Genomic DNA, 26,378 nt, shown 5'->3' on the forward strand with positions numbered 1-26,378 from the left:
TATGCTATGTATAACGGACAAGCGTGATAACTATTCCAAGATATAAGGGGTCTGTATTTATGACTAATATTAACAAATTACAGCCGGACACTGCTCCGGAATTCGAGTTCGGCATCTATACACTGGGCGATCTGGTGGCGGATTGCCATACCGGGCAGCGGATCAGCCCGCAGCAACGGCTGCAGGAGGTTATTGCCGCGGCCAGGCTTGCGGATGAAGCCGGACTGGACATCTTTGGTGTAGGGGAGCATCACCGGCTGGATTTTGTCATCTCTTCCATGCCGGTTGTGCTTGCTGCCATTGCCCAGGTAACCAAGCGGATCAAGCTGACCAGCGCAACCACTGTACTGAGCACCGCTGATCCGGTACGGATCTTCGAGGATTTCGCCACGCTGGATCTGCTGTCCGGCGGCCGGGCGGAGATCATTAACGGAAGGGGGGCTTTTCTGGAGTCTTTTCCATTGTTCGGATACGATCTGGAGGACTATAAAAGGTTGTTCGCCGAGAACCTGGAGCTGCTGCTGGAGCTGAACAAGCATGAGGTCGTGAGCTGGAACGGGTCCTTCCGCTCGCCGCTGAAGAATGCGGAGATTGCCCCGCGTCCCCTGCAGCCGAAGCTCCCGCTCTGGGTCGGCATCGGCGGCTCTCCCGAAAGCGCCGAGCAGGCCGGACGGCTGGGCATCGGGATGGCCATTGCCATTCTCAGCGGCAGCCCGGAGCCGTTCCAGAACCTTGCCGCCACCTACCGGCGAAGCGGCACCGAAGCCGGACATGCAGCTGAAGACCTGAAGATCGCCATCACCAGCCACGGCTACATCGCCAAGACCTCACAGCAGGCTGTCGATGAATACTACCCTTACTACTACAGCTACCGCAATGCCATCAGCCCGCAGACCGGACAGGAATACCGGGTGTCCCGAAGTGATTTTGGCCGCTTCGTCTCCCCGGTCAATACGCTGGCTGTCGGCAGCCCCCAGCAGATTATCGAGAAGATCCTGTACCAGCATGAGCTGTTCGGCCATAACCGCTTCATGACCCAGCTCGACATCGGCGGCCTGCCTTACAGCAAAGTAGCTACCGCGATTGAACTGCTTGCTACAGAGGTCGCTCCGGTTGTCCGCCGGGAAATCGCCAAAAAGAACAGCTGAGCTTCATCGCCTGGTCGGCATCCATTCCCGCTCCAGCCCCACAATAACAGACCAAAAAGCTGTACTGTCCAACCTACCTGGACGGTGCAGCTTTATTCTTTGTGTATTGCCCATTAATGTTCACCGGTCACTACCAACCCTTCCCCCAGATGTCCGCGGCACACCTTGAGCATAGCCTCGTAGCTGTCTTCGAATTCAAGCTGTCTGAGGATATTCAGATAGACCTTCATTTCAGCCGTGCTGTCCTTCCTTTTCAAACAGAGCAAAGCAAGCTCGTAATAGATCAAAGTGATGATTTTATCGTACAGCAGATGGGTTTTGTCGGCCAACGGCAGCGCTTGCTCAAGAAACAGCAGGCTCTGCTCATAATTGCGCTCCTTCAGGCACAGGATCGAGAGGTTCTGCAGCAAATGCTGCTGGACTGTCCTGCTCTCAGGAAAAGACTGATATCTGTCAAATTCCTTCGCTCCCCTGAGGCCGAAAAAAACCGCATCACTGCTGCTCAGTGTGAACAAAAAATTGTTCAGCAGCTTGAACTCGTACAGGTACCATCTGTCCACACCAAGCAAATACGGTTTGATATACGCCGCAATTTCAGGCAGTGTCCTGATCTCGTCAGCCTGCTGATGCTGGATCAGCACGCCTTGGCCCAGCAGATACAAGTGGTAGTAGGCCTCTGTCTGTGTAGACTCATACATGGAGCGGCACTCGCGGCTGACCGCCCTGAGCCGGTCAAAATCGTAGCGGTTGCCTGCCTCAGTCAGGCTCAGATGCAGCGTCCGTTTCACCTGCGGGGCATGGTCCTGATGCAGGAACAGGAGCTCTTCCAGCGACATCTCCAGTTTGTCCAGCAGCAGAATCAGCTTGTCGTAGCCAGGGTAATAACGCCCCCCTTCAAAGCGCGAGAGGTTGGAGCGGCTCATGATGCCGCCGGCCAGTACGGCCTGGTTGATTCCTTTTGACCTGCGGATCTGTCCGATCGTTTTGCCGAGATACATCGCTAGTCCCCTCCGCCCGGTGTGAGTATCCGGCACATTTTTCAAGAATATTTTCCATTATATGCTACACTCGGCGCAAAGAAAATACTCATTCCAGGGGGAAAGTAACGATGAATTTGCGTATAGCACGGCAGCTGAACAGCAGGGTGTGGAATATTTTGGCGGGGACTCTTTTTACGAGAACAGCCCTGTTCATGAGCGTCCCTTATCTGTCGATTTTTCTGATGAGTCAAAAGCACATCCCGCTCCTGCCCACCAGTCTGATCCTCGCAGTCAATCCGCTGGCGGGTGTAGCCTTCAGCTGGCTGGGCGGCACACTCGCCGATAAACTTCCGCTCCACAAAATCCTCCTGTACACGCCCCTCGTCTGGGGAACAGTGTTTATTCTTTTTTATTTTGCCGGCGGCTTCTGGAGCTTCCTGGTGCTGAACGCCCTGAACGGCCTGTGTTATTCGCTCTTTGAACCAGCCAGCAAAAAGGTGCTGTCCACTGAGTCCCTCCCGGAGCACCGCCTGCTCGTATTCAATCTGCGGTACACGGCGATTAACGTGGGCTGCTTTGCCGGACCTCTGCTTAGCCTGCTGTTCAATATGAAAATGACCCTGTTCCCCTACGTCATCCTCGGCAGCATGTATATTCTGTACGGGGCTTCCACGAAATTATTTTTCCGCAATGCTTCTCCTTCCGCTAATCCCCCTGTTCACGTTCCGCTCAAAAGCGTCCGCAGCCTGCAGGCCCTCTCCGTGATCCGCAAAGATTATGTATACCTGCTGCTGGTCGCGGGCATGAGCTTTTCCTACTTCGGCTATTCGCAGCTGAACGGAACAGTCTCCCAGTTTCTGTCAAACACTGCTATGTTAGCGGACGGTACCCGGTTATACTCCATCCTGCTGTCGGCAAATGCCATTGTGATCCTAGCTGCCCAGTTCGCCGTGCTCCGCCTGATATCCAGCTGGAATCCGTTCAACGTGGTGCTGGTCAGCAATCTGCTGATCGGACTCAGCTTTCTGTTCTTTCTTTTTCCTGCCGCTTACCTTCCGCTGCTGTTATTCATTGTCGTATTCAGTCTGGGCGAGCTGCTGATCGGCGCACGGTTCGATGCCCTGGTGGATGAACTGTCCTCTGCGGAAAATAAAGGCCTGTACTTCGGCTGTACGGAGATAGTGAAGCTGGGGACGATTAGCGGCCCGCTTGTCGGGGGAGGTCTGCTGGGGCTGTTCGGTTTCCAGACGGCCTGGCCTGTGTTCGGGCTGCTGGCGGTCATTACACTGACCGGCTCGGGACTGATCCGGGCGGCGCGGCGGAAGCATCTGGGCACGCGGATTAAGGAGGGCGCCGGTGGAACACCGGATCTTGCAGCCGATGAAGTTATACGGCGGTTGAGTTAGGCCGATCAAAGGCCTGTCGGGCACATTCAAAGGCATAAGTGCCTTTGATTTCGGCTTTTTCGGCCCGCCGGGCCAGGGGGGTCTGGCTGGTTCCCCACAAATCAAAAAAAGGCCCCCGGATCTCCGGGAGCCTGAACTGGCAACTGGGGTTTAACTGACTGAATTTAAGCAAATGATGGCTTCTTGTTATCAACCTTGCCGCTGACCAGCTTCTTGTACTCCTCATCCCCGCCGTTTACGGACGGTGCGAGGTACACGTGATCAGACGCTGCAGACGGTCTGGCGGTACGGCCGCCGTTCTTCCTGCCTCTGCTGCGGCTTGTGCCTGAGCTCCCGCCTGCGGACCGGCGGACAGCGCCAGAAAGACTGACTACACCTTTCATGTTCTTCATGCTCTAGTCCCCTCCCACTAAATGATTGACGGTACGGAACAAATCGCGGTTATACCTGACGGCTGCCTTCAATTCCTCGGCCAACAGCCCGTCATTGCCCGAAAAATGGACAGAAAGGACATGCTTTTCACCTAAAGGATAGCATAGGATATAGACCTCCGCAACTTCCGTCCGCTGAAAAAAGGTCCATTCCCGGCGTAAAAAGGCATCCATTACCCCAGGCCGTTTATCCTGATTCTCTTCATCCAGCGCAAACGGATAGACATGCCCGCGACCGACATTGCCGCCAACCTGCTTCAGCCCTTCCTCCCCGCTGGCCCGCCACAAGGCGGCGCCGATTACCCGGCACTGCTCCGGCGGCACGAAGGAGTTGCGGACAGCCTCGCTGAGCGCCTGGTATTTCTCTGCTGCCTCAGGTCCGGCCACATTACTATTATATTGCCAAAAGAAATGAAGGATACTTTCTTTCCGCCTGAGTTCAAGCTTCAGCTGTGCTAATTCCTTGTGCGGGTCACTGTATACTCCCTGCTCATGAATACTGTCGATGATCTTCCCGCAGCTGACATCGACAGCCGCCACCGCATTCTCATGCTGCCATTCGTATTCCAGCGGCGTGAGCCCGGCCAGATCCGACAGGAGATGATATTCCTCCACATTGGCGCCGGGAATCAGATCGCTGCGCGGCTCTATCCGGTCGGGCAGCAGACAGAATACACGGCTGCGGCGCAGCCGGGCCCAGAACAGCCCCATCTCAAACTGGGTGTTATCCCGGGTCACATAATAATATTTGCCGCGGATTTGGGCCACATCATCAGGCGAGAAGACAAATACGGCATAATCACTTTCGTCCAGATGCCGCTCCAGTGCCTCCATCGTATATTCATTCGCCCGGAAAGCATTGGCATACCAGGGGGTTACCTGAGCCTCCCGCTTCAGCTGCTCATGTATCGCCCTGCATAACGGATGGATTCTCTGGATGATCCAATGAAACATTTTGGTCTGGTCACGGATGCGCTCCTTTGTTATTTTCCCCGATCTGTAATAATTATACATCCGCTTCCCGTCTAGGAACAGAGCCTCATTTTCTTAAGTTTTTAAACAAATTCCGTTCCTCTGCCGATGAAACGGGTAATAGGATTTTAATTACCCGGGGAAACGAGGCTTCATATGATCAAAAGCATACATAAAGCAATACTGCTGGCCGGCATCGTAACCGGTGCCCTGCTTACGGGCAGCCAGGCAGACGCTTTGGCGTCTTATACAGCAAAGGTATACGCCAGTTCCCTTACTGTGCGGAGCGAGCCGGCTGCAGGGGCTTCAGCTGTCGGTTCTTTGAAAAACGGTGTAACCGTTACGGTAACCGATGAGCAGCACGGCTGGATGAAGGTGCGCTCGGGTTCGCTCACCGGCTGGGTAGCCGGGTATTATCTCAAGAAGACGGAGGGCAGTTCAGCTTCATCAGCAGCGTCTTCTTCCGTCTCACAGGCCAAGGCCTCCTCCGGCAGCGGTACTGCAACAGTAACCGCTGATTCCCTGCGGATCAGGGGAGGACCGGGCACCGGCTACACCGTGACAGGCTCGCTGAAGGCTAATGATAAAGTAACCATACTGGCCCGCCAGGACGGCTGGGCGCGCATCCGCACATCCGCAGGTGAAACCGGCTGGGTATCGGCGCAGTATCTTTCCGGCAGCGGGTCCTCAGGCGGAGTGACCACTGCATCCGCCGCAAGCACAAGCTCCAAGTCAGCAAGCAGGATCGGCAGTAAGCTGATTGTTATTGATGCCGGGCATGGGGGCAGCGATCCTGGCATGCTGGGTACTACTTATAATACAATGGAGAAGGATTTGACGCTGCAGACCGCCTTTTATGTGCGGGATTACCTCACAGCCAAGGGCGCAGAGGTCCGAATGACACGGACAACAGCAAGCCAGAAGCCTACGCTCGCCGGGAGGGTGCAGATTGGCCATTCAGCGGGTGCAGATGCCTTTGTCAGCATCCATTACAATTCTTCGCCGAAGAATGTATCGGGAACGCTGACCTTCTTCTATTCCGAATCGGATGACCTGCGGCTGGCCAGGGCGATCGAGAACCGGCTAGGCCAGGGAATCGGCCTTAAGAGCAACGGATTGTCCTACGGGAATTATCATATTTTGCGGGAGAACACGATCCCGGCAGCTCTCGTGGAGCTGGGGTTCCTCAGCAATCCTTACGACGAAGCGATTGTCCGCACCTCCAGCTATCAGAAAAAGGCCGCCAAGGCCATTGCCGAAGGGCTGGCCGATTATTTCAAATAACCGGCAAGACAATACCGCAAGCAGGTTACTGCTTGCGGTATTCGCGCGGCGTCAGACCGGTGGCTTTTTTGAATACCCGGCTGAAATATTTCTCATCCTCATAGCCGACCAGCTCGGAGATCTGCGACAGCCGCAGGCCCGTATTATGCAGCAGCGTCTTGGCCTTACTGATTCTCAGGTTCGTTAAATAATCCGACAGGTTCTCGCCGCTGATCTGCTTGAACTTGCGCGATACATTCTCGCGGCTGATGAAGAAGCGCTCGGCAATATGCTGCAGCGTCATATCACGGGCATAGTTCTGCTCCAGATAATCCCTGATATCCTGCACAAGCCGGCTGTCCGGGGACTGGCTGCTTCCCTGGGACAGCCGCTGCAGCACGGCCTTAAACTGATTCTGCCAGTTCCGGACCGAGAAGAGTCCTTCTTCGTCATAGCAGGGTTCAATCCGGATTTCCGCTTCAGGCCGCCAGCGCTGCAGGACAGCACACAGCGCTTCCTGTTGGCGCATGAGGCTGCTCTCTGTCAGCACAGGCAGCCCGCCCAGCCGGTCTCCCCACTCGGCAACAACCCGCTCCATCCGCTCCATATCGCCGGATAATACAGCTATTCCTAGCTTATCCGGTAGTGTATTAAGGACGTAGTCTTTTTCAGATCTACTATCCTCCTGCTGCTCCATGTACAGGTGAATCCGTCCTTCACGCTGCAGCAGATTGCGTTCATTCAGCCCTTCCCGCGCCTGGCGGAAAGCAGACTGCAGGCCTTCCGGAAAAGTGCAAACCCGGCTAAGCCCGATATCCATTTGTACTCCATACGCCTTTCTGATCGACTCATTGATGCGCTGCAGCTGCGCTTCCGCCTCAAGTACATTAGCCCAGAACAGTATCACAATCTCTGCACCCGCCTGCCAGCTGCGGAAGGCGAAACCGCTCCGCTCGGCAGTGATGACCTCGTTGCAGACGTTGGCCAGCACGAAGGAGGTCAGCCCGACATCGCCGTGGAACCGCTGAAGCAGCCGGCAGTCACTGTGCTGCAGCAAGATGACAGCAGCCCGGCAGCCGGCAGCATGTTCCGGCATGCCCAGCTCTTCGTGCAGCGCCGGCTTCAGTTCCTTAAAGGAGGCATGGCCGGCCACCAGATCCGAGAGTATTTTGTCCCAATAGAGCGGCCGCAGCACATTCAGCTGTATATTCCGGCTGCGGGTCTGCTGCCGCTCCGCCTCCTCCTCCCGCCACAGCTTGAAGGCATGCTCTGCCGCGTCGATCAGCTGCCTGCTGTTAAGGGGCTTGAGCAGGTAATCCGTCCCGCCGTAGACAATTGCCGGCTTCACATAGTTGAAATCCTGGTAGCCGCTGATCACAATCGTCTTGGTCTCCGGATAATGCCCGTGCAGCCATTCCAGCAGCTCGGCACCGTCCATCAGCGGCATCCGCATATCGGTGAACACAACCGCCGGCTGCTGCTCCTGCATAATCTGCATCGCTTCCTGCCCGTTCGTCGCCTCAAAGATGCCGTCAATCTGATGCTTCTCCCATGGTACAAAATAGCGGATCGCCTCCCGCACATGCTTCTCATCATCTACGATCAGTACCTTCATCGTCTCCCGCTCCTTTGTGTATGTCATGGTTCAGCTCTCCAGGGGGATCAGCAGCGTAACTGTCACCCCTTGACCCTCTTCGCTGTGCAGCTGCAGCTCTGCCCCGCCGCTTAGCTGCAGCCGCAGCCGGGCCAGCACGTTGGACAGGCCGATCGCCTCATGCTCATTGCCGCCGCCATGCGCCAGCCCCGCAGCAATTTCCTCCAGCCTCGCCTCCGGAATCCCCTTGCCGTTATCCTTGACGGCAAGGATCAGCCTTCCCTGCGCATCGAGCGTGCAGGAAATGGTAATCACCGCTCCGCGGATTCCATCTGCGAACCCGTGCTTGAAAATATTTTCGACGATCGGCTGCAGGATCATCTTCGGTACGATAACCTCTAAAACAGCCTCATCCGTTTCGATATCCAGCCGCAGATTCTCTTCGCCAAAGCGTTCGGTCTGCAGAATGACATAGTTCTGCACATGCTCCAGCTCATCACGGAGCGGCACCTGTGTCCGCTCCGTGTTCATCGAGTAGCGCATCATGCTGCCCAGCGAGTAGATCAGGTCGTATACCTTGGGCGCATTGTAACGCAGGGACAGGCTGGCAATCGACTGCAGGGCATTGTACAGGAAGTGGGGATTGACCTGGGCCTGCAGCGCCTTCAGCTGATTGGTTTTGTTGGCCAGCTCCAGCTTATATTCCTTGACGATCAGATCATTGATGGTGCGGGTCATACCGGTGATTTTGCGGGTCAATAGACCGAATTCATCCTCGCTCTCGGCTTCCATATGCGCATCCAGCTGGCCGATCTGCACCTTCCGGGTGAAGGCAATCAGCTTCTTGATCGGTCTTGTAAACCCGATGGAAATCACAACTGCGACGATACCGCCGAGTATCAGAAACAATACGCCTATACCGGTAGTGAATCTGGTAATAACCCGTGCATCGGCGTACAAGTCCCCGTATGGCACCAGCTTGATAATGCTCCCCTTGAACAAGGGGGCGTCGATATGCCGGTACATTACAATCCCTGCGAACCCGTCCTTTTTCCAGCTGAAATGGCCGCTTTCACTGCCCTGCGGAAGCTGGCTCCAGCCCGCTGTCACCCGTTCCCCGATCCATTCCGGATCAGACGAATACAGTGCCTGCCCCTGCTCATTCAGTACATACAGGCGTTCCGTACCGGAATTATACATGGACCTGGCGATCCCCTCCAATTCGTCCAGCCGGAAGTCGACCGACAGGTCTGCCAGCACATCGGCGCTGGGCGCACGGTAGAGCGGAAAATGAGCGGTAAAAACCGGCACCGTCCCTGATTTTAAATTCGGAAAACCGGATTTCATCCCGTACTGATGGTCCATATGGGTCACCTCGAGAAACGGCCTGTAGGTCCCGCCCGGAACAGCCGAAGGCACATACCTGCCAAACTCACGGCGGAACAGCCCCCCAAGGAGCAGATTCGACTGCCGGGATGCCCTGACATACAGGTGAATCTGGAATGTATTCTGATCGGAGAGGAACAGATTGTACAGCTGGGTTGATATAACCGCCCGCGTATCCGGTGCAGCCGTACCTTCCGGCAAGTCCTCCGGGGCTTTGGCCGTAAGCAGCGTCGTATAAAAGGAGCTCGGCACATTGATTCCGCTGTACAGCGACATCGCCCGCTGGTTCATCCCGCTGAAATAGCTGCTGAGATTGCCCTCCCCGAGGGTGAGCAGCTTCGTATTCTGTTTTACAGACTGCTCCGTCACCGACTGCTTGGTATAGAGATAGGAGAACGTAACCGAGATTCCCGACGGAATCACGGAGGCCAGCAGCACAAGCGCCATCAGCCGGGTGCGGATACTGTTTTTGAACATGAAGGGCCTCCCGATAAGTGTTCGGACATCCGTTTTTCTTTTGTGAACGCTATCATTTGAGTGTATTCAATCTTCGCAACGACAGCATACACCGAGTTTCATGCGCAGCGCTACTATGAATTTTTTCCGGCCCTGAAAGGGTGTGCTGCAATATAATCCACTTTTCTAAGCATCAAATTGAGTGTTGAAGCCGGCGGAGGCTTTCTATAATGGAGTCGTGAACCGTTAGAAAAACTACACAAAGGAGATTCCATATGAGAAAAGCTCTGCGGCTTCAAAGAGGCTGGAGCCAGCAAATCGTGTTCCTCGGACCGTGCCTGCTCTTCTTCCTGACCATTGTGGTCACCCCCTTCTTTCTCGGCTTTTACTACTCTTCCACGGACTGGAACGGGCTCGATCTGGACAAAGCGGTCTGGACCGGCGCAGCCAACTGGAAACGGATTTTTTTGAATGACGACAAATTCTGGGAATCCCTGCTGTTCACCCTGCGCTTCACGGTTGTCTCTGTAGTGGCGGCCAATGCGCTGGCGCTGCTGCTGGCTTTTCTGCTGATGACCGCGCTTAAGACCAAGAAGGTGCTGCGGACGATCTTTTTCATGCCTAACGTGATCGGCGGTATTCTGCTCGGGTATATCTGGCAGTTTATTTTTACCAAAGGGTTCGCTACGATCGGGGAAATTACCGGCATTTCGTTCTTCCAGCTCCCTTGGCTGGGTACACCAAGTACCGGCTTCTGGGGACTCGTTATCGTATTTGTCTGGCAGACCGCCGGCTATATGATGGTTATCTATATCGCGGCCCTGGCCGGAATTCCGAAGGATCTGATTGAAGCAGCCCGGATTGACGGCGCCCGCGCCCCGCAGCTGTTCAGAAGTGTCTATGTTCCTTTGATCATGCCGGCTATTACGATCTGCCTGTTCCTGACCACCTCCAATGCCTTTAAGATGTTCGACCTCAATCTGTCGCTGACCAAAGGCGGACCGGGGACCTCAACGCAGTCGCTGGCCTATAACATTTATGCGGAAGCGCTGATCAACAACCGTTACGGGCTCGGCACCGCCAAGGCATTGCTGTTCTTCGTAGCTGTGTCGCTGATTACCGTTACCCAGGTATGGGTGACCAAACGGAAAGAGGTGTCGGCTTAATGGATACCAGCAGATACCGTCCGAAGCATTTTGCACTGGAGATCGCGGCTATTCTTCTGGCCCTCGTCTTCCTGTCGCCGTTCTATCTGGTGCTGAGCAACTCTGTCAAAAGCCTCAAGGAAATCCTGCTCGATGCCGCTTCCTTCCCTGCAGTCTACCACTGGGATAATTACGCCAAGGTATGGGATGCTATTGATTTTCCGCAGGCGTTCTGGAATTCTTTATCCATTACGGTGCTGAGCGTCATCTTTATCGTAATGTTCAGCTCCATGGCCGCGTATCAGATTGTCAGAAAACCGTCGCGGTTCAACAGCTTTGTGTTTCTGCTGCTGGTGTCGGCGATGATTATTCCTTTTCAGTCCCTGATGCTGCAGCTGGTCCGGGTGACCAGTATACTGGAGCTGCGCGGTGAGCTGTACGGGATTGTGGCCTGTTACCTCGGCTTCGGGATGCCGCTGTCGGTCTTCCTGTTCCACGGCTTTATCAAAAGCGTGCCTTATGAGCTTGAGGAGGCTGCCCGGGTTGACGGCTCGAATCCTTACGGCGTATTTTTCCGGATTGTGTTCCCGCTCCTGCTGCCGATCATTGTTACCGTCATCATTCTCAATACGTTATGGATCTGGAACGACTATCTGCTGCCGGTGCTGGTGATCGGGGGCAACAAGGACCTGACTACCCTGCCGGTGGCCGTGACGAAATTCTTCGGGCAATACACGAAAAAGTGGGACCTTGCGCTTGCGGGACTGGTGATGGCGATTACGCCGATTCTACTGTTCTTCCTGTCGCTGCAGCGTTATATTGTGGAAGGTGTAACCGCCGGCTCTGTTAAGGGATAACCGGGTGCATAATCATAGGCTGCAACAATATCCACTTTTTCGAGCAAAATATTAAGTGTAAGTGAACATCCGGATGCTATACGATCTAGTTGCAGGAACCACAGACCAGGGAGGTTATTCTATGAAAAGAAAGCTTGCGTTGATTATGGCAACCGTTTGCACTCTGATTGTAGCAGGCTGCGGCAATGGCGGCGGCAATAATGCGGGCAATGGCGGAGCTGCAACCAATGCTCCAAAAGAGACAGCTGCGGCTGAAGCAACGGCGGCTCCCGCCAAAGATGTGACGATCAAAATGTTCCAGTTCAAGGTTGAAATTGCCGAGCAGCTGAATGCACTGGCCGAAGAATACGAGAAGGAAACCGGCGTGAAGGTTGAAGTGGAAACGCACGGCGGCGGTGAAGACTACGGCGCTCTGCTGAAGGCTGAAATCGCTTCCGGCTCTGAACCTGAAATCTTTAACAACGGCGGCTATACCGCCCTGGTCCCTTACATGGACCGCGCCACCGACTTGTCCGACCAGCCTTGGGCGGCCAATCTGATTCCAACCGCCAAAACTCCTGCCACCGTCGACGGTAAGTTGTACGGGATGCCGATGAATGTTGAGGGCTACGGACTTATTTACAACAAGGATCTGTTTGAACAGGCCGGCATTACCGAAGAGCCTAAAACGCTGACCCAGCTTAAGGACGCTGCCGCCAAGCTCAAAGCCGCCGGCATTACTCCTTTTGAAGCAACTAATGAATGGTGGTCGATGGGGATTCACCTCGTTAACGTAGGCCTCGCCCACCAGCCTGATCCGAAGCAGTTCATTGAGGATGTCAAGGCAGGCACGCAGACGATCAAAGGCAATGCCGTATTCGAGCAGTGGCTGGATCTCGTTGATGTGATCTTCGACAACGCCCAGGACAACAAAATGACGACCGACTATGCTACACAGGTTGCCGAATTCGCCTCCGGCAAAGCAGCCATGATGCTGCAGGGCAACTGGACACAGGGCGACATCGACAAAATCGATCCGGCGCTGAGCCTGGGCCTCCTCCCGCTGCCGATCAACGATGAAGAAGGTACGATCCTCGTCGGCGTACCGAACAACTATATCGTGAACAGCAAATCCGCACATCCGGAGGAAGCCAAAGCCTTCCTGAACTGGCTTGTTACCTCGGAAACCGGCCAGAAATATCTGACCAAGGAATTCAAGTTCATTCCGGCAGAAACGAACATCACTGCTGACGCTGCTGACATCGGCCAGGTTGCCGTTGCCGTGCAGGAGAAATCGGCTACCGCACTCGGCTGGAACTGGGATATGTTCCCTGACGGCGTAACCCAGGGCTTCGGCGCTGCCATGCAGGAATATCTCGGCGGGCAGATCGACCGCGGCCAGCTGCTGGAGAAGCTGGATAAAGCGGTACAGGATATTGTGAAGCAATAATTTCGGGTTATGTAAAAGCACCTTCAAATCCGCCTGAGCGGGCTTGAAGGTGCTTTTTGTTGCAGGCCGTCATTAGACGAACATCTCCACAATCAGGAACAGGTTCAATGCGACTACCAGCGCCGAGATCATCCAGCCGAGTATAGTAGTCATTCTGCGGTTAACGAGCCCGTGCATAATCTTGCGGTTACTGGTGAAAATGACAAGCGGAATGAGTGCAAAAGCAATCCCGAACGACAGCACGACCTGGCTCATAACCAGCGCGCTGGTGGCGTTGATTCCGAGGGCGATGATCGCCAGCGGTGGAATAATCGTGATCGCCCGCCGCAGGTACAGGTTGATTCTCTTGTTGATAAATCCCTGCATGACCACATCTCCGGCCATTGTGCCCACAGAGGAGCTGGATAAGCCGGCAATCAGCAGGCCCAGGCCAAAGGCAACCGCCGTAACCGGACCCGCCAGGCTGCTGAATTGTGCGAACGCGACATCCAAATCTTCGACCACCAGCCCATTTTTGAAAAACAGAGCCGCAGCCACAATTACCATGGCCATATTCACCGCACCGGCGATTACCATTGCAATGACAATATCAATCATTTCCCATTTAAAAATCTGCTTCTTCTGCTTCTCGTCTACCCCCACCACCCGGCTCTGGGTCAGCGACGAATGGAGATAAATCGCGTGCGGCATAACGGTTGCCCCGAGAATACCTGCGGCCAGCAGCACGCTGTCTACCCCCTGGAACGCCGGAGTGAAGATTCCCGCCACGACGGCCCCGGCATCCGGCTTCGCCATAATGACCTGGAAGGCAAAGGCCAAGACGACGACCATCACCATCGAGGCAATCCCTGCCTCCAGACTGCGGTAACCGCGCCGCTGCAGCTCAAGTATAGCGAATGAGCCTACAGCCGTAATGAGTGCAGCCGGCAGCATCGGAATTCCGAATAATAAATATAATCCGAGTGCCGCCCCGATAAACTCTGCCAGATCCGTAGCGATAATAACAAGCTCACTCTGAATCCATAAAAAGATCGCTGCCCCCTTCGGAAACTGCTCCCGCGCCACCTCCGGCAGGTTCTTTCCTGTTGCAATACCGAGCTTGGCGGATAACGCCTGAATCAGCACAGCCATCAGGTTCGAAGCGGCGATTACCCACAGGAGCAGGTATCCGTATTTCGAGCCTGCCGTAATATTGGTGGCAAAATTGCCCGGGTCCAGGTACGCTACTGAAGCAATAAAAGCCGGGCCCAGAAACGGAAGCAGCCGCTTCAGCCCTTTTACATCCCCATTTAATACGGCCTGTGCCGAAACTTTAGTTTGTTTAGCCTTTATAAGGTTGCGTCTCTCCACAGCTGTCTGCTCGATCATGTTAATCCCTCCCTAAGCCTGAAAAGTTGCCTATATACACGAAATTATTTTATAGAAATAAAAAGTTGTCTTCGCACCGAAGTTTTGTCTTCACACACTTAAGTTTCCCTAGAGCAACTTTTACTTTACAATTATTATATGCCTCATAATGAAAAAAGTAAATGTAGTTTTCTTGGTTCACTTTCCGGTTGCATACATATATACATTTAACGCGAATCGGGGGCCGGCAATCAGCGGCTGCTCTTTTGTCGTAAATAGTAGGAAGGCTGCCTATATGCAAAAAAAAACGGGACCCAGGGGCTTCCCCGTCTCCCGCCATAGCTCTTACATCCTCCTTTTCCCCGCCGCTCTCTGATGTCTGCTTATATTACTGGACTCTGCCGCTCTTCACGTAGCTGTTCCACCTGCACCTTCAGCCCGCTGAGCTTCTGCTCCAGCTTACTAACGACAGCTAAGTGGATTTTCGCCATCTAATTTCCGGTTTTCTAACGATTTATTGGAACTAAGTGGATTTTCGCCATCTATTTTAGCTCATACAGCATCCAAGTGGTGAATTCGGTGTTTTTAAGTGACGTTTTTCCAACTAGTTCTCTGCAGCGTCGGTTTGCATGAGAATTAAGTGGCGATTTTCCACTTAGGCAGTGCTTATCCGGTAAAAGCTTACCCCCATCCTATCTCTTCCCCTTCCACCCGTCCTTCAGCGGCACGATCCGGTTGAACACCAGATGCTCAGGACTGCACAGCTTGTTGTCGGCGGTGAAATAGCCGTGGCGGATGAACTGGAATCTCTCCAGGCCAAGCGTCTCAAGCACATAAGGCTCAACCAGACAGTGCTTCAATGTCCGGATGGAATCAGGATTGATGACATCCTCCCAGGCTTCGCTCTCCTCCTTCGGCCCTTCGTTATCCTTCAGCAGCTGCTCATACAAATTCACCTCGGCGGGCACCGCATGGCTGGCGGATACCCAGTGGATTGTCCCTTTGACCTTCCGGCCGCTCATGGCGCTGCCGCTCTTCGTCTCGGGATCATAGGTGCATCGCAGCTCGCTGATCTCCCCGGTTACCGGGTCTTTGATTACCTCGCTGCACTTAATGATATACGCCCCCTTCAGGCGCACTTCACCGCCTGGGATCAGCCGCCGGAAGCCCGGCACAGGATGCTCCATGAAGTCCTCACGTTCAATGTAGAGCACGCTGCTGAAAGGAACCTTTCTTGTACCCAGCTCCGGATTCTCACTGTTGTTATCCAGACTCAGCAGCTCGGCCCCGGGTCCGGTATAGTTGGTAATCACTACCTTGAGCGGTTCCAGCACAGCCATTACCGCAGGAACGCTAGCCTTGAGATCCTGTCTCAGCACATGCTCCAGCAGCGAAAAGTCCACCATCGACTGGCTTCGGACCATCCCGATCTCGGTTACAAACCGTTTGATGCTCTCCGGGGTAAAGCCCCGTCTGCGCAGCCCGCGTAAGGTAGGCAGCCGCGGATCATCCCAGCCGTCCACATGGCCGCCGGCCACCAGCTGGCGGAGGTATCTTTTGCTCGTAACGACTCCGGTCAGGTTGACCCTGCCAAACTCCCTTTGCCGCGGCGGCTCGGGGATATCCAGTTCATTCAGCACCCATTCATACAACGGACGGTGGTCCTTGAACTCCAGCGAGCACAGGGAATGTGTCACTCCCTCAATCGCATCCTGGATCGGATGGGCAAAGTCATACATCGGGTAGATACACCACTCTTCCCCGGTCCGGTAATGCGGCGCGTGAATAATTCTATAAAGAATAGGGTCCCGGAGGTTGATGTTGGGCGAGCCCATATCGATTTTGGCCCGGAGCACCATGGAGCCTGTGGGGTAATCGCCCTGCCGCATTCCGGCGAACACAGCCAGATTCTCCTCCACCGGACGGTCACGGTACGGGCTGTTTGTTCCCGGCTGCGTCAATGTGCCCCTGTAGGCAGTCACTTCTTCCGGTGAAAGCTCGCAGACATAGGCTTTTCCCTTTCGGATCAGGGTTACTGCACTTTCATAGATCTGCTCCGAATAGTCGGAGCCGTAATAGATATGCCCCTCCGGACTTGCGCCCAGCCACTCCAGATCCTCAATGATTGCGTTCACGTATTCCATATCCTCTTTTAACGGATTGGTATCGTCAAAACGCAGATGAAAAGTGCCGCCGAATTTACGGGCCAGATCATAGTTGGTATGGATGGCAAACGCGCTGCCGATATGAAGATAACCGTTGGGCTCCGGCGGAAACCGGGTGCAAATTTCCCTGCTGAACACTCCGCTCTGCACGTCTTCCCTGATCAGCTTTTCTATAAAATGTTCACCGGCAGCTGCCGTATCGTCTAAAGTTGTACCGGTTTCTGCAGATAGCTCTTTCATACGAATAACCTCCTGTGAATGGGTGAAATCTCCGCTTATTGTGCTTTGCTGGTCAACAAAAAAGAACCTCACCTCCAAGACTGATTAGTCTTGGGGACGAGATTCTCGCGGTACCACCCCAGGTTCATTAATATGTCGCCATATTAATCTCATCAAGTACGGCATTGTCCGCAGAGCTGCGGGAGCAAGGCTTATACTCTAGCTCTGTAACAGGAGCTCCTGTCGTACCATCCCAGCTGCTTAGTTCCGGTACGCCGCTCAGAGGCTTGGTTCAATACGGCTTTCCCTGCCCCTTTTCACCGTCCGGGGCTCTCTGTGAAGGACTGCATGTATCTACTCTTCTCATCATCGCGTTTCATTATTGGCTCTAGGATAACAGATCAATTTATCGGTGTAAAGCGGCTGTCAGCCCTGACTGAGCGCATTCAGCAGATCCAGCGCTTCTTCATGATCAGGCTCGATAACCAGCGCCTTCCGGGTATATTCCAGCGCACCCGCATCATCTTCCAGCTCGTAGCAGCAGATCGCCAGACAGTACAGAACAGTTACAACCGGCTCCTCATCGCCCTCGGCCAGCGAAAGCTCCAGATACCGGCGGGATTCCCCGTACTGGTCCATTTCAAACAGCAGCAGTCCGGTATCCAGGGCCAGATCGTATTTTTGCGGCATCGGATAATACCCGTCCCACATCTTCTGAATCCCCAGCTGCAGGTCGAGCAGTTCCTCATCGTTGGCATCCGGCAGCAGGGCGGAGATCCGCTCCGCGCTCTGGATGAACAGTTCGGCATCATAGCCGCCCAGCCGCCAGAAGGCCAGCATCTGCTGCATCCCCATGGAATCATAATTATTGTCAATCCACAGCTTCATGCTGAAGAAATCATCCGGTCCGAACCGTTCAACACTCCGCCGGTAAGCCAGCCTTGTCTGCACATGGGCATCCGGGTCCTTCAGCATCAGCATGCAGACTACGTTCAGATTCTTGTAATGATGCGGAGTAGTGAGTGTCTGTGCACCCTTCTGCTCAAAGTAATACTGCATGGCGTGATAATTCGCCGTCAGCGAGATGCTGCCGTGATGCATCAGCTTCGGCGGCTCAAGGAATTCCCAGTTCTCCAGCCGGTGGTCTCCCTTATCTGCCGTCAGCAGTATAAAGCCTGTCCGGGACAGCCTGTCCAGCCGTTCCATACAGGACAGCGCTGCCGCAGGGAACAGAATATGTGAATCCTCCAGATGGTGCTGATAGAACGAAACAACCTCCTGGAACGGATAATCCGGTTCTTCATAGGCCGCAGCACGGACATAATGATACTCCGGCACAATATCTCTGAGCACTTCGGAAGTGGTCATGGTATCAGCACGCTCCGGATACTTCAGGGACACCTCGCAGTCGAAAATTTTGCCCTCATCCACATACAGCAGCTCCTGCTGAATGCTGTCAAAGAAGTAATTCGCGATAACGAGCAGCGGCTGTGCAAGATCACCCGGCCGGATGACCGCTCCGCTATGCACGAGCTTCAATTCCGTGTCCGCTACAGCATCGAAGCGGGCAAAGTCCAGAACCCCCTGCTCCACAAAAGGAATCAGACGCGGATGCTGCTGCCAGCCGGTAATATTCAGGAGCGGAAGATCACTCATCACGTATTTGAACGGCGGAAGCGGTATTCCCGCATACTTAATCAGCTCACTTAGCTTTTGAAGGGTCTGGAAGGCCAGCCGGCCGGCTCCCGCGCCCAGCTCCAGAATAATCACCGGTTCAGCCGTATAACCCTTGGCGGCCCGGTCCTGTAAAAATCCCAAGATCATCTCCGCATACACTGTTCCGATCATCGGGTTGCTCGTGATATATTGCGGCACCTGGTCATTGTTCCAGGCCTGCATGCCAAGCTGCTCATAATACGTCCGCTGCAGCTCCCAGATCGGGGCCTCGCTGAAGCGGTATCTCTGTTGTTCACCTGTTGTCATCTCGTTTTTGAACCTGCTCTCTGCTATTGTTGCAGCCTGCCTGCTGCTGCACTTTGGTTGAATATGAACGAAATATAACATATTCCGCTGCTTACTCCCAATCATACATCCTGCCGGACGCCAATCACAATCATAATCGGCATCTATGGAGCATATAGAGTAAACATCATGCCCGTAATCCGGAGAGGAGCCGTTATGAATTCCGAACAATCCCCCTTGAAAAGCACATCACCCATCCCCCAGCCCATCAGAAACGACGGTGCCGGCAATGTGGATCTCGGTCCGCGCGATGTGCTGCGTGACCGGGAGAACCCTGATATGTTCGTCCCGCCCGTCACCGACAACGGGCTTGTTCCGAATCTGAAATTTTCTTTTTCGGATGCCCATATGCAGCTTAACTACGGCGGCTGGTCGCGTGAGGTTACGGTCCGGGAGCTTCCCGCCGCTACAACGTTAGCCGGAGTGAATATGAGCCTGACGCCGGGCGGCGTCCGGGAGCTGCACTGGCATCAGCAGGCGGAATGGTCCTATATGCTGCTGGGTAGTGCCCGGATTACCGCCGTTGACCAGAACGGGCGCAATTTCATCGCCGATGTCGGTCCGGGCGACCTGTGGTATTTTCCCCCGGGTATCCCCCATTCCATCCAGGGACTCGGGCAGGGCTGTGAATTTCTGCTGGTCTTCGACGACGGCAGCTTCTCTGACCTGAACACCTTGTCCATTTCTGACTGGTTCGCCCATACGCCAAAGAAAGTGCTGGCGGCTAACTTCGGGGTGCCTGAGTCTGCGTTTGACTGTATACCGAAGGAACAGGTGTACATTTATCAGGACCAGGTGCCCGGGGCGCTTGGGCAGCAGAAGGTACAGTCTCCGTACGGCGAGATTCCGCTGAGCTTCAAGCACCGGCTGCTGGCCCAGCCCCCGCTCAAAACACCGGGCGGCAGTGTGCGGATTGTTGACTCGTCCAATTTCCCCATCTCCCGGAACATCGCTGCCGCGCTGGTCGAGATCGAGCCCGGCGCGATGCGCGAGCTGCACTGGCATCCGAATAATGACGAGTGGCAGTATTATCTGAGCGGACAGGGCCGGATGACCGTGTTCGGCGGCAACGGCGCAGCCCGCACCTTCAATTACAGGGCCGGGGATGTCGGCTATGTGCCGTTCGCCATGGGCCATTACATCCAGAATACCGGCACAGAGACACTATGGTTTCTGGAAATGTTCAAAAGCGACCGGTTCGCCGATGTCTCCCTGAACCAGTGGATGGCATTAACCCCGCATGAGCTGGTCAGCAGCAACCTGCACATCGGAGCCGGGCTGATGGATGCCCTGCGCAAGGTCAAATGGCCTGTTGTAAAGTATCCGGGGTACGGCCATGAAACAGAAAAGGGCTAAATTGCATATATAAAAAGCGGTCCGGACATAGCCTGTCCGGACCGCTAGTTGTGAATGCGATGTGCTTATCGTGCGTGTGCGTGCTGCCGCCGCTAGAACAGCTTCAGTGTCAAATACAGCCCTAATAAAGTAAGGAATAAGGTCGGTATAGTAAGGACAATTCCTGTCTTGAAATAGGTGCCCCAGGAAATTTTCACTCCCTTGGAGGACAGGACATGCAGCCACAGCAGCGTAGCCAGAGAACCGATCGGTGTAATCTTCGGTCCCAGATCGGAGCCGATGACGTTGGCATACACTAGCGCCTCCTTGATCAGCCCTGCGGCATCTGCTGTATCTACAGCCAGCGCACCGATCAAGACGGTCGGCAGGTTATTCATAATGGAAGAAATAACGGCGGCAAGGAAGCCCATGCCCATCGTCGCTGCGAACAGCCCGTGCCCTGCCAGCCTGCTGATCATATCGGCCAGCACATCGGTCAGTCCGGCATTGCGCAGGCCGTAGACTACGACGTACATTCCGATCGAGAAAAAAACAATTGCCCACGGTGCGCCTTTGACCACTTCCATGGTTTTGATATTCGGACTCCGGCTGGCCATCCACAGAAAGAGAAGCGCGATCACACCGGCAACCAGCGAAACCGGAATACTCAGGAACTCGCTCACAAAATACCCGGCCAGCAGCATCGCCAGCACCGCCCAGGACAGCCGGAACATCCGGTGGTCCTTGATCGCTTCACGCGGCGCTCTGACCTGGAGGGCGTCGTAGCGCCCCGGTATGCTTTTGCGGAAATACAGATACAGCACCCCGATGCTGGCCCCCAGGGAGAACAGGGTAGGCAGCAGCATCCGTCCGGCGTACTGCATAAAGGTAATGCCGAAGAAATCGGCAGACACGATGTTGACCAGATTGCTGACAATCAGCGGCAGCGAGGTCGTATCGGCGATAAATCCGCTGGCGATAATGAACGGAAATACTTTTTTCTCATCAAAATTCAGCGCTCTTACCATTGCAAGCACAATCGGCGTCAGAATCAGCGCAGCCCCGTCATTGGCAAAAAAGGCCGACACCACTGCCCCCAGCAAAATGACGTAAATGAACATCAGTGTACCGTTGCCGCGGGCTGCCGCCGCCATATGCAGTGCCGCCCACTCAAAGAAGCCGATTTTGTCCAGAATAAGTGAGATCAGAATGATCGCCACAAACGCCAGTGTAGCATTCCACACGATCAGCGTTACATCCCGCACATCCGTAAAGCTTACTACTCCGGCGATCAGCGCCAGCAGCGCTCCTCCGCAGGCCGACCAGCCAATGGACAAGCCGCGCGGCTGCCAAATGACAAAAAACAGTGTAACTACAAAAATCAGACTGGCTAGAACAACCACAATCCAGCCTCCCGCCTGCTCAGGACGATCATGCCCCCAACACTCCCCAACTGAAATTAATCCCATGAAACATAGACATTTCCCTCTATGCTATCCTGCGGATAAGGAATAATCAAGTGGAGAATTCAAGAATCAGCGGCAGCGGAATACCGCCAATTGGAAAAAGTTTCGCGGCGGTGCGCAAAGATTTACGGCCTCCCCTTAACTTGCGGCATTAATTATTTAGTGAATGAAGTACTAATGGTATTCAGCAGCTCATATGCTTCATTAGGGAAACAAAAGCAGCTTCCGGGGAGGGGAGATGCCGGTCCGAGAGCCATTCTGCCGTTACGGATTGGAGGATCGGACCATGAGTACTGACCAGCTTATCGCCCTGCTTGCCCTAGTCATTATGATCGTACAGCTTGCCGTAAAGAAGGATAAATCCTAGCCGCACGCCAACAGGCCGGGCAGCTCCCGATGCAGGATCGGGGAGTTGCCCGGCTTTGGTGTGCAGTCGGCACTGAAGGTAATACTGTGTGTCTCTGTACAGAGTGCAACTTTGATATTGTCGGGGCACTCACCCGTCTTGCTCACGGCTCCGGCTTACCTCACAAAAATTCGCACCTGGTCACCCCGGGTCCGCTGGAATCCGCCAGATGCCAGGAGTAGGCAAACCGGGTTGACCCGTTCTGGCCCATAATATGCGAGCCCGGGTGACCCGGCATGGAATCACGGAATAAATCCTGAATTTTCACTTACTAAAGTTGAGAAACATTAAAAAGTATAGTAATATATCTGTATGAGAAGAGGGAGGCGGATTTAGATGGAAATAGGAATCAGCACATTTTTGGAAACGACACCCGATCCGGTGACCGGTGAGGTAATCAGCCATGCTGAAAGACTGCGTGAGGCCGTAGAGGAAATCGTTCTTGCCGATCAGGTCGGACTGGATGTATACGGAATCGGAGAGCATCACCGCGCCGACTATGCCGGAAGCGCACCTGCGGTTGTCCTGGCTGCTGCAGCGGCAATGACCAAGAACATCCGGCTTACCAGCGCCGTATCCGTACTATCGTCGGATGACCCGGTACGGGTCTATCAGCAATTCGCCACACTTGACGGCATTTCGAACGGACGGGCGGAGATCATGGCAGGCCGGGGCTCTTTTATCGAATCCTTTCCGTTGTTCGGCTACAGTCTGGACGATTACAACGAATTATTCGAAGAAAATCTGGAGCTGCTGCTCAAAATCCGCGCCTCCGAGAAGGTAACCTGGCGCGGCGGCCACCGTCCGGCGATTGACAATCTGCCTGTGTATCCGCGTGCGGTGCAGGACCCGCTGCCGGTATGGATCGCTACAGGCGGTAATCCCGAGTCGGCCATCCGGGCTGGAATGCTTGGCCTTCCGGTTGCATTTGCCATCATCGGCGGGATGCCGGAACGCTTCGCTCCGCTGGTGAAGCTGTACAAGGAAGCCGCGGCGCTGGCCGGACATAATCCCGACAAGCTGCAGATCGCGACCCATTCCCACGGCTTTGTCGGCGAAACGACTGAACAGGCAGCGGCCTTGTTCTACCCTTCCACCCAGGCACAGATGAATGTCATCGGCCGCGAACGCGGCTGGGGCCAGAGCTACAACCGGGCCACCTATGACGATGCCCGCAGCCTGCGCGGGGCCCTGTATGTCGGCGACTCCGAATACGTGGCAGAGAAGATTATACTGCTGCACAAAAATCTTGGCGTGACCCGCTTCTTCCTCCACGTCAACGTCGGCACGATGCCGCATCGCGAGGTTATGCGCGCAATCGAGCTGCTCGGCACCAAGGTTGCGCCGATTGTACGGCAGGAACTGGCGAAGAAATAATCCTTTCTCCATAAAAAGAGATGCCCTGCAGGCCGTCCCCTGGCCTGCCCAGGCATCTTTTTTTCGGCGTTGTTCAGGGTCCAGGCTGTGGTTAACCGCCGATAGAATCAAATTTACTCACCACACCATTTTTGTAAACTTGAATCGCGCTGTAGTCCCGGCTACTGCTGCCCAGCTCAAAAAACCTGATTTTTCCCAGACGCTTATCCGTATACTCCGTCGTCCCCAGCTCATTCACGTCTAATCTTAATAAATGATCCTTTAATTCTGATTTCAAGGACTCTAGGTACTTCGCTTCCCTATTTCCCTCGGTCACCAGGTGGTTAACGATAAGATAAGCCTGCCCGCCGGCCGGTGAATACAAATACAAGCCGCTTTTATCCTTGATCTGGTTTACAAAGCTTTTAGCACCACTGCTTAACTGCTTCAACTCTACTTCTTTGGGCTCTCCTTTAGCTAAACTGCTGCATCCTGCTAAAATAGCAACCATAAAAATACATAGACAGCTTGCTACAGCGGTCATTTTCCTCATCATGCTCCTCCTTAACCACCGCCTGATTATTGCGAATCCACTGAGTACGTCACAGTCTTCACTTTACCGTCAGGCAGCGTGGCATAGGTGAAGGTCATCACGTTGCCCTCCCGCTTCTTCAGCACCAGCATTTTTGTCAGATAAAACTCATCCGATCCGTCCGCCCGGTCCCATTCTTTACGGTCCTCGGCACTGATCAGCTGCTCACTAAGATTGATGCCTGCTCTACTTGCCGTGTGAATGGCATACAACTGTGTATTTGTTATTAAACGTACAAGGATAATATCTTCCGCCGCATATTCAATGGTGTAGGTTCCTTCTGTGCCTGTGATGTTTTCCAGATCAAACAGCTTGCCCGGGCTGCCGTCAGCACTAATGTACTGTACGCTCCCGCCATCGGTCATGTAGAGCTGGTCTGTCTTCAGCAGCGGGGCTTTTATGTATGACTTGGTCATATAGTGATAGTCCATCTGCTTCACGACTTTGCCGTCTTTGATCAGAACCTGGTAGCTATTGCTGAAATCATAGAACATGGCATAATGGTTATCCGTGAGCAGCAAAAGCTCCGTCCCCTTCCCCACGTTCTTAGCCTCAAGGCTGTGGGTATAGGTCAGATCAGCAAACGGCAGCTCCCCGATCAGCACCGGCTTGCCGGAAGCCGAGGCACTATAGAATACATCGCCGTTCTTTTGTGACACCCAATAGGTTCTGCCTTGGGCCGAAGCAACGGAGTAGCGCAGCTCATCCACAATGTTCAGACTGCCCGTGCCTTTGTCATACACCGTTTTGCCGCCCAGCAGACTGACTGCAGATACCAGCGGTACATAGACTTTCCCTTTGAGGATACGGGGCGCTTTAACCAGCGTTGATGCGGCGCCATTTACAGCTGCACTTACAGTGCCGGCAGTCATAGTTACTTCACGGCCGGGGCGGATCAGCTTTGCCGACTTCGTGCTCTGGTTCCAGGTCAGGGCGTAACCCATTGTCTGTGCCAGCTGCTGCAGCGGAACAAGCGTAGTACCTGCCGTAACTACCTGGCTGCTCCCCAGTGAAGTCTCTTTGTAATTCAGCTGAATCACGCTGCCCGCAGCCGCAGATGCCGCTCCCGGACTTAAAGCGATAGCCGCTGTCAGAATTCCGGCGGCCAGCTTCCAATTTCTCATTATGTAACTCTCCCCTATAATGGAATAGCTTCTGTATTATTGGACGAGAGTATTTGGAAAAAGTTGCTATTATTAAGCAACGGAAAATAAAATCTTCTGGTAAACTGGTTATTAACATTACCATGAGGATCACAGATCTTTTGAGGAGGCTTTCTGCTATGTTCCAAAAGGTTACCTTCCCCGTACTGGTACCAGATCCCGGTACAATAGTCGCTGTACACGCACTAAAGAGTACGGAGCTCCAGACGGTATCCCTGCTGGCGCTGAACCATTGCGGAGAGCTGTGGAGGCTTGAACTGCATTCAGGGACTGCGGTCAAACTGCTGCAGGTGGATATTCCCGAATTGAATTTGGCGCATCCGCAGCAAATGGTTCTCTCTCAGGATGAACGATATGTTGCTATTTCCAACCGTTTCGGCCGGTATGCCGCCCTCTATGATCTGCAGAATCATAAAAAGATAATGAAGCTGTCCAGGGATGATTATCATTATAATACCTGCACCTTTCCTCTGGCCTTCGCGGAGCTCAATAACCGCACCGTCCTTATCAAGGGCTCAGAATGGAACCGTCTGGATATGGTCGATGTAGTATCCGGCGAACTGCTGACTGAACGTAAGACGCCAGTGTACAAAAGCGAAGAACGGACAACCCCGGAACACTACCTTGATTATTTCTTTGGCAAGCTGCATGTGTCCCCAGACGGGGAATGGATCATTAACACGGGCTGGATCTGGCATCCTGTAGGCTGCATCCGCGCCTGGCATCTCCCGTCCTGGAGCACCAACCGCTGGGAGCCGGAGGATGGGCCGACAGTGCATGGCGTGTGGGAAACTACGGAGGACTGGGACTATCCCGTAACCTGGATAGATGATTATACATTCGCGGTATGGGGGATGATTTCACCCGATATGTATGATGAAGAGGATGAGGAACTGCTGATTTACGGAAAGGATAAATATTCCCCTATGCTGATTCTCTTTGATGTCAGAACCGGAGAGCAAATGAAATTTTTCCCGCGGATGCCGGCATACCGGATGAATTCGGATATAAAGGGGGTTTTTGTTCATCCTCATGCCCAACTGGCACTGGTTCACGGCAAGTTTGTATTATGGGGTCCGGACATTGGTCTTTCTGTTTTAAATCCTGATACTGGGGATATAGAATACGCTGATCAGACATTATGTCCTGATCTATACCATGCGCCCTCCGGCCTGTTTCTCCAATGGGATACATCCGGCCATTTTACCGCTCTAAAATGAACAGGACTACAGCTACATGG

General features: G+C 54.0%; 21 protein-coding genes and 1 other annotated feature. Of the genes, 10 read left to right on the forward strand and 11 right to left on the reverse strand.

Going from position 1 to position 26,378, the window contains the following annotated elements; all coding sequences use genetic code 11:
- Window positions 1–59: 59 nt before the first annotated feature.
- A complete protein-coding gene (locus M2108_RS19320) occupies window positions 60–1,148 on the forward strand; it encodes an LLM class flavin-dependent oxidoreductase (RefSeq protein ID WP_277470994.1) in 1,089 nt (362 codons plus the stop codon).
- 113 nt (window positions 1,149–1,261) lie between these two features.
- Here the strand turns inward: M2108_RS19320 and M2108_RS19325 are convergent, their stop codons facing one another.
- Window positions 1,262–2,146 carry a helix-turn-helix domain-containing protein gene (locus tag M2108_RS19325; RefSeq protein ID WP_277470995.1) on the reverse strand — a complete coding sequence of 295 codons (885 nt, stop codon included), beginning with the start codon at window positions 2,144–2,146 and terminating at the stop codon, window positions 1,262–1,264.
- Window positions 2,147–2,256: 110 nt separating this feature from the next.
- On the opposite strand from M2108_RS19325, the gene M2108_RS19330 reads away from it, so the two are divergent.
- The gene (locus M2108_RS19330) at window positions 2,257–3,534 is read left to right on the forward strand and encodes an MFS transporter (protein ID WP_277470997.1); all 1,278 of its coding nucleotides are present in this window, start codon (window positions 2,257–2,259) and stop codon (window positions 3,532–3,534) included.
- A gap of 164 nt (window positions 3,535–3,698) precedes the next feature.
- Here M2108_RS19330 and M2108_RS19335 read toward each other — a convergent pair whose 3' ends face one another.
- Together M2108_RS19335 and M2108_RS19340 are read right to left on the reverse strand one after the other, a co-directional pair.
- Window positions 3,699–3,926, reverse strand: a complete 228-nt coding sequence (locus M2108_RS19335; protein WP_068727951.1) for a hypothetical protein — start codon at window positions 3,924–3,926, stop codon at window positions 3,699–3,701.
- Window positions 3,927–3,929: 3 nt separating this feature from the next.
- The gene (locus M2108_RS19340; RefSeq protein WP_346780575.1) at window positions 3,930–4,979 is read right to left on the reverse strand and encodes a TIR domain-containing protein; all 1,050 of its coding nucleotides are present in this window, start codon (window positions 4,977–4,979) and stop codon (window positions 3,930–3,932) included.
- 114 nt (window positions 4,980–5,093) lie between these two features.
- Here M2108_RS19340 and M2108_RS19345 point away from each other — a divergent pair, with 114 nt between their 5' ends.
- Window positions 5,094–6,221 carry an N-acetylmuramoyl-L-alanine amidase family protein gene (locus M2108_RS19345; protein ID WP_277470998.1) on the forward strand — a complete coding sequence of 376 codons (1,128 nt, stop codon included), beginning with the start codon at window positions 5,094–5,096 and terminating at the stop codon, window positions 6,219–6,221.
- A gap of 25 nt (window positions 6,222–6,246) precedes the next feature.
- On the opposite strand, the gene M2108_RS19350 is transcribed toward M2108_RS19345, so the two are convergent.
- On the reverse strand, window positions 6,247–7,842 hold the full coding sequence (locus tag M2108_RS19350; protein ID WP_277470999.1) for a response regulator: 1,596 nt from the start codon (window positions 7,840–7,842) through the stop codon (window positions 6,247–6,249).
- 3 nt (window positions 7,843–7,845) lie between these two features.
- Window positions 7,846–9,657 (reverse strand): sensor histidine kinase, encoded by a 1,812-nt coding sequence (locus tag M2108_RS19355; RefSeq protein ID WP_277471000.1) that lies wholly within the window; start codon window positions 9,655–9,657, stop codon window positions 7,846–7,848.
- 254 nt (window positions 9,658–9,911) lie between these two features.
- On the opposite strand from M2108_RS19355, the gene M2108_RS19360 reads away from it, so the two are divergent.
- The 3 genes from M2108_RS19360 to M2108_RS19370 all read left to right on the forward strand — a co-directional run bounded on the left by M2108_RS19360 (window position 9,912) and on the right by M2108_RS19370 (window position 13,067).
- Window positions 9,912–10,802 carry a carbohydrate ABC transporter permease gene (locus M2108_RS19360; RefSeq protein WP_277471001.1) on the forward strand — a complete coding sequence of 297 codons (891 nt, stop codon included), beginning with the start codon at window positions 9,912–9,914 and terminating at the stop codon, window positions 10,800–10,802.
- Window positions 10,802–11,638, forward strand: a complete 837-nt coding sequence (locus tag M2108_RS19365) for a carbohydrate ABC transporter permease (RefSeq protein ID WP_277471002.1) — start codon at window positions 10,802–10,804, stop codon at window positions 11,636–11,638. The genes M2108_RS19360 and M2108_RS19365 overlap by 1 nt, the downstream gene beginning before the upstream one ends.
- Before the next feature lie 121 nt (window positions 11,639–11,759).
- On the forward strand, window positions 11,760–13,067 hold the full coding sequence (locus M2108_RS19370; RefSeq protein ID WP_277471003.1) for an ABC transporter substrate-binding protein: 1,308 nt from the start codon (window positions 11,760–11,762) through the stop codon (window positions 13,065–13,067).
- 72 nt (window positions 13,068–13,139) lie between these two features.
- Here the strand turns inward: M2108_RS19370 and M2108_RS19375 are convergent, their stop codons facing one another.
- The 3 genes from M2108_RS19375 to M2108_RS19385 form a co-directional block, all read right to left on the reverse strand.
- Window positions 13,140–14,435: an Nramp family divalent metal transporter gene (locus M2108_RS19375; RefSeq protein ID WP_277471004.1), complete on the reverse strand. Its 1,296-nt coding sequence runs from the start codon at window positions 14,433–14,435 to the stop codon at window positions 13,140–13,142.
- A gap of 671 nt (window positions 14,436–15,106) precedes the next feature.
- Window positions 15,107–16,819, reverse strand: coding sequence for a glutamine--tRNA ligase/YqeY domain fusion protein (locus M2108_RS19380; RefSeq protein WP_277471005.1), 1,713 nt, complete (start codon window positions 16,817–16,819; stop codon window positions 15,107–15,109).
- An 89-nt stretch (window positions 16,820–16,908) separates the two neighbouring features.
- Window positions 16,909–17,177, reverse strand: a binding site (T-box leader).
- 47 nt (window positions 17,178–17,224) lie between these two features.
- A complete protein-coding gene (locus M2108_RS19385) occupies window positions 17,225–18,781 on the reverse strand; it encodes a tetratricopeptide repeat protein (RefSeq protein WP_277471006.1) in 1,557 nt (518 codons plus the stop codon).
- 195 nt (window positions 18,782–18,976) lie between these two features.
- On the opposite strand from M2108_RS19385, the gene M2108_RS19390 reads away from it, so the two are divergent.
- Window positions 18,977–20,176 carry an oxalate decarboxylase family bicupin gene (locus tag M2108_RS19390; RefSeq protein WP_277471007.1) on the forward strand — a complete coding sequence of 400 codons (1,200 nt, stop codon included), beginning with the start codon at window positions 18,977–18,979 and terminating at the stop codon, window positions 20,174–20,176.
- 92 nt (window positions 20,177–20,268) lie between these two features.
- Here the strand turns inward: M2108_RS19390 and M2108_RS19395 are convergent, their stop codons facing one another.
- Complete coding sequence (locus M2108_RS19395) at window positions 20,269–21,561, reverse strand: arsenic transporter (protein WP_481857215.1); 1,293 nt, start codon at window positions 21,559–21,561, stop codon at window positions 20,269–20,271.
- 298 nt (window positions 21,562–21,859) lie between these two features.
- On the opposite strand from M2108_RS19395, the gene M2108_RS19400 reads away from it, so the two are divergent.
- Both M2108_RS19400 and M2108_RS19405 read left to right on the forward strand, forming a co-directional pair.
- The gene (locus M2108_RS19400; RefSeq protein WP_280768019.1) at window positions 21,860–21,988 is read left to right on the forward strand and encodes a hypothetical protein; all 129 of its coding nucleotides are present in this window, start codon (window positions 21,860–21,862) and stop codon (window positions 21,986–21,988) included.
- Between the two features lie 375 nt (window positions 21,989–22,363).
- Complete coding sequence (locus M2108_RS19405) at window positions 22,364–23,404, forward strand: LLM class flavin-dependent oxidoreductase (protein WP_277471008.1); 1,041 nt, start codon at window positions 22,364–22,366, stop codon at window positions 23,402–23,404.
- Between the two features lie 91 nt (window positions 23,405–23,495).
- Here M2108_RS19405 and M2108_RS19410 read toward each other — a convergent pair whose 3' ends face one another.
- Entirely contained in the window at window positions 23,496–23,939 is a 444-nt protein-coding gene (locus M2108_RS19410; RefSeq protein WP_280777148.1) for a hypothetical protein, read from the reverse strand.
- A 23-nt stretch (window positions 23,940–23,962) separates the two neighbouring features.
- Window positions 23,963–25,099: a copper amine oxidase N-terminal domain-containing protein gene (locus M2108_RS19415; RefSeq protein WP_277471010.1), complete on the reverse strand. Its 1,137-nt coding sequence runs from the start codon at window positions 25,097–25,099 to the stop codon at window positions 23,963–23,965.
- A gap of 158 nt (window positions 25,100–25,257) precedes the next feature.
- Here M2108_RS19415 and M2108_RS19420 point away from each other — a divergent pair, with 158 nt between their 5' ends.
- Window positions 25,258–26,358 (forward strand): hypothetical protein, encoded by a 1,101-nt coding sequence (locus tag M2108_RS19420; protein WP_277471011.1) that lies wholly within the window; start codon window positions 25,258–25,260, stop codon window positions 26,356–26,358.
- Window positions 26,359–26,378 lie beyond the last annotated feature (20 nt).

The sequence above is a fragment of the Paenibacillus sp. PastM-3 genome (assembly GCF_029893965.1).
Lineage (GTDB): Bacteria > Bacillota > Bacilli > Paenibacillales > Paenibacillaceae > Paenibacillus_AQ.

Excerpts from the sequence above, each read along its gene's own strand:
- M2108_RS19320 (WP_277470994.1), top strand. The coding sequence starts at position 60 with ATGACTAATATTAACAAATTACAGCCGGACACTGCTCCGGAATTCGAG.
- M2108_RS19325 (WP_277470995.1), bottom strand. The coding sequence starts at position 2,146 with ATGTATCTCGGCAAAACGATCGGACAGATCCGCAGGTCAAAAGGAATC.
- M2108_RS19330 (WP_277470997.1), top strand. The coding sequence starts at position 2,257 with ATGAATTTGCGTATAGCACGGCAGCTGAACAGCAGGGTGTGGAATATT.
- M2108_RS19335 (WP_068727951.1), bottom strand. The coding sequence starts at position 3,926 with ATGAAGAACATGAAAGGTGTAGTCAGTCTTTCTGGCGCTGTCCGCCGG.
- M2108_RS19340 (WP_346780575.1), bottom strand. The coding sequence starts at position 4,979 with ATGTATAATTATTACAGATCGGGGAAAATAACAAAGGAGCGCATCCGT.
- M2108_RS19345 (WP_277470998.1), top strand. The coding sequence starts at position 5,094 with ATGATCAAAAGCATACATAAAGCAATACTGCTGGCCGGCATCGTAACC.
- M2108_RS19350 (WP_277470999.1), bottom strand. The coding sequence starts at position 7,842 with ATGACATACACAAAGGAGCGGGAGACGATGAAGGTACTGATCGTAGAT.
- M2108_RS19355 (WP_277471000.1), bottom strand. The coding sequence starts at position 9,657 with ATGTTCAAAAACAGTATCCGCACCCGGCTGATGGCGCTTGTGCTGCTG.
- M2108_RS19360 (WP_277471001.1), top strand. The coding sequence starts at position 9,912 with ATGAGAAAAGCTCTGCGGCTTCAAAGAGGCTGGAGCCAGCAAATCGTG.
- M2108_RS19365 (WP_277471002.1), top strand. The coding sequence starts at position 10,802 with ATGGATACCAGCAGATACCGTCCGAAGCATTTTGCACTGGAGATCGCG.
- M2108_RS19370 (WP_277471003.1), top strand. The coding sequence starts at position 11,760 with ATGAAAAGAAAGCTTGCGTTGATTATGGCAACCGTTTGCACTCTGATT.
- M2108_RS19375 (WP_277471004.1), bottom strand. The coding sequence starts at position 14,435 with ATGATCGAGCAGACAGCTGTGGAGAGACGCAACCTTATAAAGGCTAAA.
- M2108_RS19380 (WP_277471005.1), bottom strand. The coding sequence starts at position 16,819 with ATGAAAGAGCTATCTGCAGAAACCGGTACAACTTTAGACGATACGGCA.
- M2108_RS19385 (WP_277471006.1), bottom strand. The coding sequence starts at position 18,781 with ATGACAACAGGTGAACAACAGAGATACCGCTTCAGCGAGGCCCCGATC.
- M2108_RS19390 (WP_277471007.1), top strand. The coding sequence starts at position 18,977 with ATGAATTCCGAACAATCCCCCTTGAAAAGCACATCACCCATCCCCCAG.
- M2108_RS19400 (WP_280768019.1), top strand. The coding sequence starts at position 21,860 with ATGCCGGTCCGAGAGCCATTCTGCCGTTACGGATTGGAGGATCGGACC.
- M2108_RS19405 (WP_277471008.1), top strand. The coding sequence starts at position 22,364 with ATGGAAATAGGAATCAGCACATTTTTGGAAACGACACCCGATCCGGTG.
- M2108_RS19410 (WP_280777148.1), bottom strand. The coding sequence starts at position 23,939 with ATGATGAGGAAAATGACCGCTGTAGCAAGCTGTCTATGTATTTTTATG.
- M2108_RS19415 (WP_277471010.1), bottom strand. The coding sequence starts at position 25,099 with ATGAGAAATTGGAAGCTGGCCGCCGGAATTCTGACAGCGGCTATCGCT.
- M2108_RS19420 (WP_277471011.1), top strand. The coding sequence starts at position 25,258 with ATGTTCCAAAAGGTTACCTTCCCCGTACTGGTACCAGATCCCGGTACA.